The sequence below is a fragment of the bacterium genome, from assembly GCA_027622355.1.
Classification (GTDB): domain Bacteria; phylum UBA8248; class UBA8248; order UBA8248; family UBA8248; genus JAQBZT01.
Genome location: JAQBZT010000073.1, coordinates 1 through 10,469 on the forward strand (window position 1 = coordinate 1; position 10,469 = coordinate 10,469).

Sequence of the window (10,469 nt, forward strand, 5' to 3'; positions counted from 1 at the left end):
CAGGTTCAGCAGTTCGTCCTCGCCCCGCTTCGAAAGGTGATCTTCCAGCTCATAGGACACATCAAAATGGTCCACCACCGAGACCTTGCCCCGGCCCGTAATAAATATGATCTCCTCGATGCCCGAGTCCACCGCCTCCTGCACCCCCACCTGAATCTGGGGGATATCCACGATGGGCAGCATCTCCTTCGGGATCACCTTGGTCGCGGGCAGGAACCGGATCCCCAGGCCCGCCACCGGGAAAACCGCCTTACGGATTCGCGTCACAAAATCGCCCTGAAATGAAGGAAAATTTGAGGGATCTCACTACGAAACCCGGGAGTGAACATCGCCCCGCATGATATGAAACCCGATCTTAAGCGTCAAGGAAGGATTCTTTCGCGCAAGGCCCGCTCGAATATCTCCTCATCCCAGACCGAAACGCCCAGTTTTTCCGCTTTCGCGAGCTTCGAGCCCGATGCCTCGCCCGCCACGAGATAGTCCGTCTTTTTGCTGATGGAACCGCTCACCCGTCCGCCGAGCGCCTCGATGGCCGCCCTGGCCTCGCTCCGCGAGCGGGTAGCCAGCGTCCCCGTGAGGACAAACGTCTTCCCGGAAAAAATCCCGCCGCCCGAGGCCGGCGCGGCCCGCTCCGGGGAGGAGGGGCGAACCCCCACATCCAAGAGATTTTCCACGATCTTTCGCGAGCGGGGGTTTTGAAAGTATCCCACAACCTGCTCGGCGACCTGCGGGCCGACCTCGTGGATCGCCACGAGGATATCCAAATCCGCCTCGGCCAGTTTTTCCACGCTCCCGAACTGATCGGCCAATACCTCGGCAAGGTGCTCCCCCACGTGCCGGATGCCCAGGGCATAGAGAAACCGCGAGAGCGGGGGCGACTTCGCGGCCTCGAGCGCGGCCAGAAGATTGTCCGCCGATTTTTCCCCCATCCGCTCGAGGCCGGCCAGCTGATCCCGCTTGAGGCGGAAAAGATCGGCGGGCTCGCGCACATGGCCCGCATCTGCCAGCTGGTTGACCAGCTTCTCTCCCAGTCCCTCGATGTCCAGGGCGCGCCGGGAGGCGAAATGGTGAATCCCCTCGCGGACCACCGCCGGGCACGCCGGATTGGGGCACCGGGTGACTATCTCGCCCGCAGGGCGGACCACCGCCGTTTCGCAGATCGGGCACGACTTGGGAAGCTCGAAGGGCTTCGCGCCGGCGGGCCGCTTTTCGAGGATAACGGAAACCACCTCGGGGATGACATCTCCCGCCCGCTGTACGACCACCGTGTCGCCGATGCGGACATCTTTCTTCGCCAGCTCCTCTTCGTTGTGAAGGGTGGCCCGTGAGACCTCGACGCCGCCCACGCGCACCGGCGCCATCACGGCCACCGGCGTCAGGGCGCCCGTGCGGCCGACCTGGACGATGATGTCCTCAACCACCGTCGTTTCCTGCCGGGGGGGAAATTTGAACGCAATGGCCCATCTGGGCGCACGCGATTTCACCCCGAGCTCGGCCTGCAAATCGAAGGCGTCCACCTTGATGACCGCACCGTCGATCTCGTAGGGGGTCTCGTCCCGGTCGGCGAGAATCCGGTTGGCGTGCGCGATGGCTTCATCCAGGGAGCCGCACTTTTTCCAGGAGGGGTTCACCGGAAACCCCCAGAGGGGCAGCGCGGAGAGCAGCCGGGACTGGCTCTCGAAGGCGAACCCCTCGATGCGCCCGATGGCGTAGATGTAGATGTCGAGCGGGCGCGCCGCCGCGATGCGCGGGTCCAGCTGCCGGAGCGAGCCGGCCGCCGCATTGCGCGGATTGGCGAAAGGGGGCTCTCCCGCCTCCAGCCGCGCCTTGTTCAACTCCCGGAAAGGTTCGATCCGCATGAAAACCTCACCGCGCACCGAAAGATACGTGGGAACCTGGGGACCGCTTCGGGACTGTTCAAGCCGTGCGGGAATCGCCGAAAGAGTCCGAAGATTCTCCGTGGCCATCTCGCCGCGCACCCCGTCCCCGCGTGTTCCGCCCGATACGAAAACGCCTCCCTCGTAGATCAGCTCAACGGCGAGGCCGTCGAGTTTCGGCTCGACAACATACGCCCACTCCTCCACTTCCCGATCGAAATTCTGGAGGAGAAACCGGCGGGCGCGTTCCTCGAACTCGCAGACTTCCTCCTCGCTGGCCGCGTTTTCAAGGCTCATCATCGGGGGATCGTGCTCAAAAACCTTGAACGCCTCGAGGGGCTTCGCGCCCACCATCTGGGTCGGAGAAGCCGGCGTCACCAGGGAAGGGTATTTTTCTTCAAGGGCTTGAAGAGCCCGAAACTTCCGATCATATTCGGCATCGGAAACAGCCGGGGCGTCGAGAACGTAGTACCTGTAATTGTGCTGATGGAGTTCCGCCGCCAGTTCCCGGGCTCTTTTCTGGTCTTTCGGGGGAACTTTCTTTTTTTTCATCGGTATCCACGCCGGAGCGGAGCGGCTTCGCCTAGAAGGATTTGAGGCGCTCCAGGGCATTTCTCGCCGCGTCGGAGCCGGGGTACTTTCTTCCCACCCGCTCGAGCAGCTCTCGCGCGCTCGCCTTGTCGCCCAGACTCAAAAAAGAAAGCGCTTCTTTCAGGAGCGCGTCGGGGGCCTTGTCTCCATTGGCGTAGTCTACCTGCACCTTGTTGTAAGAAAGAATCGCCCGCTCGTAATTTTTTTCCGCGAAATACGATTCCCCGATCAGGTACTGGGCATCGTCGGCGAGTTCGTGGGTCGGATATTTTTCGATGAAACGCTGGAGGAGCAGCCGCGCCCGCGGAAAGCTCTTTTCCTTTTCCAGGACGCGCACGGCCTCGTTGAAATCAACCTCCGGCCCCGCCTTTTCCACGGGCGGAGACGAAGGCAACGCGGAAGGATCTCCCGCGGGAGGAACCGTGGCCACATTCGGGCCCGCCGGAGGAGTGCCCCCTTTGGGCGGTGCAGGGGTTGTGGTTGCGGAAGGCTGCTCCGGCGTTCCAGTGGCGGGAGCCCCGGCGGGAGGCAGCCCGGAGGGACCCTCCGGGGGCACGGTGCCGGCGCCTACCCCGGTTCCCTGAAGCCCGCCCGAGCGCAAAAGAGCGACCGTCTTCTCGTTCGCCTCAACCCGTTTTTTGAATTCCTCGAAAAACCGTTCGATGTTTTTCAGGGACTCTGCCTGGGCCCGCTGCATTTTTTCAATGTTGCCCGAAAGCGTTTGCAGCTCCCGGCGGGCCGCTTCGATGCGCTGTTCCTGGTTGGCGAGACCCCGGCGCAAGCTCTCGAGGTGGCGGGCCAAGGCGTCGCTTCCGCTGCCCGATGGCAACGCCGGCGACGGGGAAGAGCCGCTGCCGCCGGCCGGCACTCCCACCTCGGCGCATCCGGCAAGCACGAAGAGGGCCGCCAGACACACCACCGCACGATTCAGAGACAATCGAGTCATATGAAAAAACTCCCCGGCGGCATACCACCGGGGAGTCCTCATTCGGTAAGCCAGGCGGGAACCTTTAGTTCAACCCGGCGGGAACGCCCCCGATTACATTGAACTTGGCCCGGCGGTTTTTGGCCCACGCAATTTCATGATGCCGCGGATCGACAGGACGCTCTTCTCCGTAGCTGACCGTATCGACCCGGGAGGCGGAAACTCCGAGCGAAACGAGATAGTCCTTCGCTGCCTGCGCACGACGATGACCGAGCGCAATGTTGTACTCGCTCGTTCCGCGCTCGTCCGCATGTCCTTCAATCTGGATCCGGATCGTCGGAAAATCGGACAGAAAGCGCGCCTTATGATCCAGGACTCCCCGCATGTCGGTGCGGATTTCAAACCTATCGAAATCGAAATAGATCAAGTCATTCTCAAGCTGTTGAATCCCGCTTTTCATTCTCTGCATTCGCTGGCGTGCAGCTTCCTGCATGGCGCTTGACGGAGGAGCTGTACCACTGCCGCGCCGACTGGCAGCGGACACATCCTCATCCGTTTTCACGAGTTGCTCGGCACAGCCAACCACAAAAAACAGCGCCGCAGCCACCAGGGCAAAACGAAATCCCTTGGTTTTAAGCTTAGAAAACATTCAATTCTCCTCCTCGCAATACTGCGGTCGGGCATCCATGGAGAAACCAAACCGAACGCAAAAACCCATCGCCTCAATTTAACAGAACGGACAAACCCTATATGGCTGTTTTTACACCTTTTTCACACCTACAGCCATATCTTACAAGATCCAAGGCCACACAAGTATAATCTGCTTCACACTTTGGAGCAAGCCCGTAAACGCCCATCTTTATTGTCTTTTTCGTGCTTTTACGGCAACGAGGGAGACCAGGAGGGCTCCTGGCCGGGGGGGAGGCGGAAGAGCTGCGTCCCCATGGCGGTCATCACATATACATATTTCAGGCCGGAACGATCTGAGGAAAATGCGATATGCCGCCCGTCCGGCGACCAGGTAGGAGATTCGTTTCGGCCCTGCCCGCCGGTCAGGCGCCGGAGATCAGAGCCGTCGGGATTGACGGAAACCACATCGATGGATTTGTTGTCCGTCAAGCGGCTGCTGAAGGTGATCCGGTCCCCCCGGGGGCTCCACTCGGGCTCGGAATTGTAGCTTCCCTGGAAAGAAATCCGCTTCGGACCCGAGCCGTCCGCGTTCATGACATATACCTGCGGGCCGCCCGCGCGACCGGAAGTAAAGACGATCTTTTTCCCGTCGGGCGAGAAGGAAGGCGACACGTCGATTCCGTAATTGCGCGTGAGGCGCTTCCGGACACGAAGTATCATGTCGTACCTGTGGAGCTGGAAATTTCTTCCCGTCAGCTCGGAGAAAACAAAATACCGGCTGTTCGGCGAGAACGCGCCACCGATGGCCTGGTTCTTCCTTGAACTCACCCGGATCTCCGGCCCGCCATTGGTGGGCAGAAGAAAAACGCCCGGGGGATTCGACTTGAACGAGGAATAGGCCAGCCACTTTCCATCGGGAGACCAGGCCGGCGAGTTGTTTCCGTGTCCGTTCCGGGTCACGCGCCGCAAAGAAGCGCCGTCCCAGTCCATGATGTATATCTCGCCGCGGGTGCGGGCGGTGCGCTTGGCGACAAAAGCGATCTGGGTGTCGAACACCCCCGCTTCTCCGGTGAATCTCTCCATCACTGCGTTTGCAAACCGGTGCGCCAGAATCCGCCAGTTGCTCTTGGGGTACTGGTACCTTTTCCCCAGCTCCTGTGTGCCGCGCGCCGTGTCGTACAGGTAGGCCTCCACCAGTACCTGATCCCCCTCAATCACGTAGCCGCCCTTGATGAGGGCCTCGGCGCGAACCACATTCAGCCACTCGGAAAAGCGCTGTTCATCTCTCCTGATTCCCGCCGCGAAGGGATCTTCCAGATAGCTCTTCCGGGAAGGAAAATAAAAAATACCGGTCCGGGTGAGATCGCTCTGTATCAAATCGGCGATTTGCTCTCCCAGCGGATCGCGGCGGCCCTTCAGGGGCCGGAACGCCGGGAGCGCGATGCGGATTTTGCGCGCCGTGGGGGAGTAGATGTCGATGAATACCCGACTCTTCGCGGCCTCGGCCCACCCGCCCGCAAACACCGCCAGAAAAAAAAGGAAGGCCACGCCGCAGCGCACCGCAAGGAAAAACACTTTTTTCATCCGTTCACCTATTTGCAAAAGCTCCGGCCGCAGAAACGAAACCCCAGCAGCAGCCAGGCATCCTCTATCGTGTTCGGCGGAGGTGGAAACGAGGGACTCGCCGCCTTGGCCACTGCCCGCAGCGCCGCATCGTCATAGGCGCGATTGCCGCTCGAGCTGTCGAGCTTCAGAGCCCGGATGCGTCCATCCCGGCTGACGTCAACGGTCACCGTCGTCCGGTAATTTTCCACCTTTTCCAGACTTAGCGGAATGGCCCAGTTGCTCCGCACCCGCTCGGCCAAAAGACCGTAGTAGCGCTCAAGCTCGGTACGGGCAACGCCGCCACCGCCCGCTCCCAGGCTGCCGCCCCCCTGCCCGTCGCCGCCCCCTTGCCCCGGATATCCATAGCGGGCCGGGGGAGAGGGCTTGGCCGGTTCCGCTTTCGCCACCCGGGTTTCTTTCTTCGGTGAATCCAGGGATTTGGCGTATCGCTCCCGCCAGCTCTTTTGCCGGAGCAAGCGCTTCTCCCGCTCCGAGAGCACTTTTGGGGGCGGTTTTTTCGCCTTGCGGAGCGCCTGGGCGTCTGTCTTTTTCGCTGAAGCGGTTTGTCTCGTCTTCCGGATCTGCTTTGGCTTCGCATCCGGGGGCCGGCGCTGGGGGCGATCTCCCGATTTCCCACGCGTGGAACCTCCGGGGATCTCGTCCGCACCGACGAGGCTGACAGCCGTGCCGCTTCCGAAATAACGGTATCTGGGCTTCGAGGGCGCCAAAGTCACCCAGACAAACAGCAGCGCATGAAGCGCAAACGAAGACGCCCAGGCAATGCGAAAGCGCTTGTTCTGAAAAATTCCGTTGACCCGGCTTCTCCGGCGATTTCCGTCGGAAGCGGGAGGGAATTCACGGGCGTTATCTTTCATTGGATTCCGATCTGGAGACGGACTGCCCCTCATCCTGAAGACCGTCTCGTCAGCGCCGGCCTGTCCGGCGGCGCTTTTGTCGGGGGGAATCTTCCAGCGGGTCCGTTACCATATTGAGTTTCTTGATCCCCGAAGCCCGAATCGCGGCCATCGCCTTGACGACTTCTCCGTAGGGGACATCGCGATCCGCCCGAAGGAAAACTTCCTTTTTTTGCCGGCCCTGGAATATGGCCGTGAGTTTCGTCCGCAGATCGGAAGCCCGTATCTCCCTGTCATTGATGTAGATTTTCCGGCCCTTGTCTACGGTGACGATGATCGCATCTTCGGTCGGGTCGGCTCCTTCGGCCGTCACCTTGGGCAAATCAACATGCACGGCCTGCTGAAGGAGCGGGGCTGTCACCATGAAAATGATCAAAAGAACGAGCATGACATCCACCAACGGCGTAACGTTGATGTCCGAAAGACGGCTGCCCCGGGTGATATTCGATGCCATGGCGAGTCCCGCGCGCTAGATGCGCATGAAATGGCGGCCCACCAGATTCAGGAAATCCGCAGAAAAATTTTCAATCTCATCTGAGATAACCTTGACCTGGTTCTGGTAATGGTTGTAGGCGATCACGGCGGGTATCGCCGCCGCAAGCCCCACCGCGGTCGCGATCAAGGCCTCGCTGATGCCGGGCGCCACCACGGCGAGACCTGCCGTCCCCTGTATCCCGATTTCCCGAAAAGAGTTCATGATGCCCCAAACCGTTCCGAAAAGACCGATGAACGGCGTGGCGCTGGCCGTGGTGGCGAGAAAGGTCATCGCCCGCTCCAGCTTTCCGATCTCCTCGTTCGCCGCCCGCTTGAGCGCCCGCTCGACGCCCTCGATGCCGTTCCCACGGGGGGAGAAAGATTCCTCCTCATCGCCGCCCCTGGCCTTTAATATCTGGTCCACCTCGCGGTAGCCGGCGGAAAATACGTTGAAAAGGGGATTTCCCGCAAAGCCGGCCGACTCTTCATGGAGCTGGTCCAGCCGCTTGGCGCGCCAGAAAATTTCCTGGAAGCTTTCCGCCCCCCCCCTGGCTCGCCGCAATTCAATATACTTCCAGATGATGATGGCCCAAGAGGTCAGGGAGAAAAAAAGAAGCACCAGCAACACGAGAGCGACCACCCCCCCGGAATGAAAAGCCAGGGAGATAATGTCGAACTCTTTTCTGGAAGCGGCGGCGGAACCTGTGGTGATGGGTGCGGCAACAAAAGCGAAAAACAAAGTCTTCTCCTCGGCGGACGGAGGTGACAAAAATACCATCTCTGCATAATCGCAGTCAATACAAATGTTTTTGGCGAATCATTGACACCCCTTCTGAACCATGGCGATAATTTCTAACCGCCCGCCCGGAGGCTTGCCACGTGAGCATCGCACGCTCCAAAACCGCTGTGGTCACCTACATTGATCAGGAAGCGGATTCGCTGTGGGAACTCTCCCGGGAGCTTCATCAGAACCCCGAAATCAGTCTCGAGGAACATTTTGCAAGCCGCAGGCTCTCTGCCTTCCTGCGGGAGCGGGGCTTCCGCGTTCAAAAGGGAATCGCGGGCTTGCCGACCGCATTCCTGGCTCAAAGATCAGGCTCAAAACCCGGAAAAAGCCGCGTTTCCTTTCTCGCGGAATATGACGCCCTCCCAAAAATCGGGCACGCCTGCGGCCACAACATCATCGCGGCGGCGAGCGTCGGCGCGGCCGCGGCCCTCGCGAAAACACTCCCACCCAAGGAAGGGGGAATCGCCGTCTTCGGAACTCCGGGGGAGGAGAAAGGGGGCGGGAAAGTCATCATGTCCCGGAAAGGCATCTTCCGGGGCGTGGACGCCGCCCTGATGATCCACCCCGCAGCCGAAACGCGGGCCGAGGTCAACTTTCTCGCCCTCGCCGAGATTTACATCCATTTTGAAGGAAAAGCCTCTCACGCCGCCGCCGCTCCCGAGGCGGGCATCAGCGCGCTCGAGGCGACCCTCGCCACCTTTCAGTCCATCGCCGCGATGCGCCCCGGCCTTCCACCGGGCGATTCCGTGTACGGCGTCATCACAGAGGGCGGTGAGGTGCCCAACATCATCCCGGACAAATCCGCCTCGTGGTTCTATGTGCGAAGCGCCACCCGCAAGGGGTTGGAGGCCCTCCTCAAGAAGGTGAAAAACTGCGCCCAGGCCGCCGCGAAAACAACCGGCGCGCGGCTCCGCTTTGTGAAAAGCCCGATCACCTACGAGCCCTTGCGGATGAACTCCCGGCTGGCGGCTCTCTTTCGAGAGAATCTCGCTGCCCTCGGGGAGCGGGAAGCCGACCCGCTTCCGCCGCTGGCGATGGGCTCCTCCGACGTGGGAAACGTCAGCCAGAAGGTGCCGACCATTCATCCCCAAATCAGAATGGTTCCCGAAGATGTGTTCCCCCACACCCCGGCCTTCGCCCGGGCCGCCGGCGGCAAAGAGGGAAGACGCACGCTCCTGCTCGGCGCCAAGGCGCTCGCCATGACCGCCCTGGACCTGCTCCTCGATGAAAAAGCACGCGAGGAGGTGTGGAAAGAATTCCGCGCCCGGGCGCGAGCGGCTGCGCCGCGCCGGAGGCGAGCGCCATGATCGCCAGGATCTTCGCCATCAGCGCCGCCCTCGTTCTGGCCTGGCCGTACCATCCGGCGGCGCATTCGAGCCCCAAGGACTCCGCCGTGCAGGTGGCGCCGCTTCCGGCCGCCTACCCGCGCCTCCTTCAGGCGAAAAAATACGACGAGCTTCTGGAAAGACTCCAAAACGACCCCTCCGGCCTGGGCGGAAGAAAACCCTTTCTCCTCGGCTACGCGCTTCTCCAGGCCAAGCGCCACGGCGACGCCATCGCGCATTTCGAAGAGGCAATCCGGAAAACCCCCGAGATTGCAGCCCATGCGCTTTTCTTTCTGGCCCAGTCCCACCGGGGAGCGGGCGATAACGAATCCGCCCTCCGGGCCCTGCAAAAGATGCTCCAGCGCGATCCCGGCATCGCGCACGCGCCGGAGGCCTTGGAGCACATCGCCCGCATCGAGATAGAAGAAAGCCGCCACGGCGATGCCGCCAGGACGCTGGAGCACCTTCTTCGCCGTTTCCCGGATCACGAGCGCTTTGCCGCTTTTCTCGCTCTCGCGGCCCGCACCCATGAGATGGCCGGAAACCATCGCGCGGCGGCACTCGCGTGGAGAAGGCTCTGGATGGATCACGGAGAAACCCCCGAGGCGAAGGAGGCGCTGGAAAAAACCGAATCGCTGGGCTTCATGGCCCGGCCGCGGCTCGAACCCATGACGGCGTGGCACTTTTATCAAAGGGCGCGGAGACTGCAAAAGAGATATTACTACCAGGAGGCGTACGATTCTTTCCAGCAATTGAAGTCGCGCTTTCCAGGCTCTCTCTACGAACGGCAAATCATCCTGAACGAAGCGCTCACCCTCTACGCGCTTCGCCGGACCGATCAGGCGCGGCCCGCGCTGGAGAGAGCCATCTCCCTCTATCCCGTCAAGAACAGCGACCGCGCCATGGCCAGATACCATCTGCTGCGCAACCATCTTCGCGCCAATGACCGGACCGGCTTCGGCGAGGATTCGCGCCTTCTCCTCGAAGAGTCTCCGGAAGGGAAATGGGCCGCACGGGGCCGGTATCTTCTCGCCCGGGTGCACGAGGACTCCGGCCGCTACGAGGACGCCACCCGCTCCTACCAAGAAGTCGTCCGCTTCCATCCTGCGTCCCCGCTTGTGCCCAAGGCCATGTGGCAGTTGGCCTGGATCCAATACCGCTCCAGAAAATTCCAGAATGCGCAGCAAGAATGGGAGGAACTCGGCCGCCGCTTTCCAAATCACTCGCTTGCTTCCTCGGCCCTCTACTGGAGCGCGGCCGCAGCCGAAAAAAGCGGAAAGCCGCAGGAAGCCGCCGCGCGTTACCGGCGGGCCGTTCAAATCTACCGCCACCTCTATTTCG

At 61.3% G+C, this 10,469-nt stretch carries 10 protein-coding genes; 2 read left to right on the forward strand and 8 right to left on the reverse strand.

All coding sequences use genetic code 11. The features are described 5' to 3' along the window. From O2807_06055 to tolQ, 8 genes are all read right to left on the reverse strand, one after another. Positions 1-267: sugar phosphate nucleotidyltransferase (locus tag O2807_06055; protein MDA1000066.1), on the reverse strand; the 267-nt coding region annotated here is incomplete at its 3' end. A 95-nt stretch (positions 268-362) separates the two neighbouring features. Next, positions 363-2,429, reverse strand: a complete 2,067-nt coding sequence (ligA, locus tag O2807_06060) for an NAD-dependent DNA ligase LigA (GenBank protein MDA1000067.1) — start codon at positions 2,427-2,429, stop codon at positions 363-365. A gap of 31 nt (positions 2,430-2,460) precedes the next feature. Then, positions 2,461-3,414: a tol-pal system protein YbgF gene (ybgF, locus tag O2807_06065; GenBank protein MDA1000068.1), complete on the reverse strand. Its 954-nt coding sequence runs from the start codon at positions 3,412-3,414 to the stop codon at positions 2,461-2,463. A 64-nt stretch (positions 3,415-3,478) separates the two neighbouring features. Continuing rightward, positions 3,479-4,042 (reverse strand): peptidoglycan-associated lipoprotein Pal, encoded by a 564-nt coding sequence (pal, locus tag O2807_06070; GenBank protein MDA1000069.1) that lies wholly within the window; start codon positions 4,040-4,042, stop codon positions 3,479-3,481. Between the two features lie 230 nt (positions 4,043-4,272). Continuing rightward, positions 4,273-5,607, reverse strand: coding sequence for a Tol-Pal system beta propeller repeat protein TolB (gene tolB, locus O2807_06075; GenBank protein ID MDA1000070.1), 1,335 nt, complete (start codon positions 5,605-5,607; stop codon positions 4,273-4,275). Positions 5,608-5,615: 8 nt separating this feature from the next. Further along, positions 5,616-6,503, reverse strand: coding sequence for a TonB family protein (locus O2807_06080; protein MDA1000071.1), 888 nt, complete (start codon positions 6,501-6,503; stop codon positions 5,616-5,618). Positions 6,504-6,552: 49 nt separating this feature from the next. Further along, positions 6,553-6,996, reverse strand: coding sequence for a protein TolR (gene tolR / locus O2807_06085; GenBank protein ID MDA1000072.1), 444 nt, complete (start codon positions 6,994-6,996; stop codon positions 6,553-6,555). A gap of 15 nt (positions 6,997-7,011) precedes the next feature. Further along, a complete protein-coding gene (tolQ, locus tag O2807_06090; GenBank protein MDA1000073.1) occupies positions 7,012-7,683 on the reverse strand; it encodes a protein TolQ in 672 nt (223 codons plus the stop codon). Positions 7,684-7,895: 212 nt separating this feature from the next. On the opposite strand from tolQ, the gene O2807_06095 reads away from it, so the two are divergent. Together O2807_06095 and O2807_06100 are read left to right on the forward strand one after the other, a co-directional pair. Further along, entirely contained in the window at positions 7,896-9,110 is a 1,215-nt protein-coding gene (locus O2807_06095) for a M20 family metallopeptidase (GenBank protein ID MDA1000074.1), read from the forward strand. Continuing rightward, a partial coding sequence (locus O2807_06100; protein MDA1000075.1) for a tetratricopeptide repeat protein occupies positions 9,050-10,469 on the forward strand: 1,420 nt, incomplete at its 3' end. The genes O2807_06095 and O2807_06100, both read left to right, overlap by 61 nt.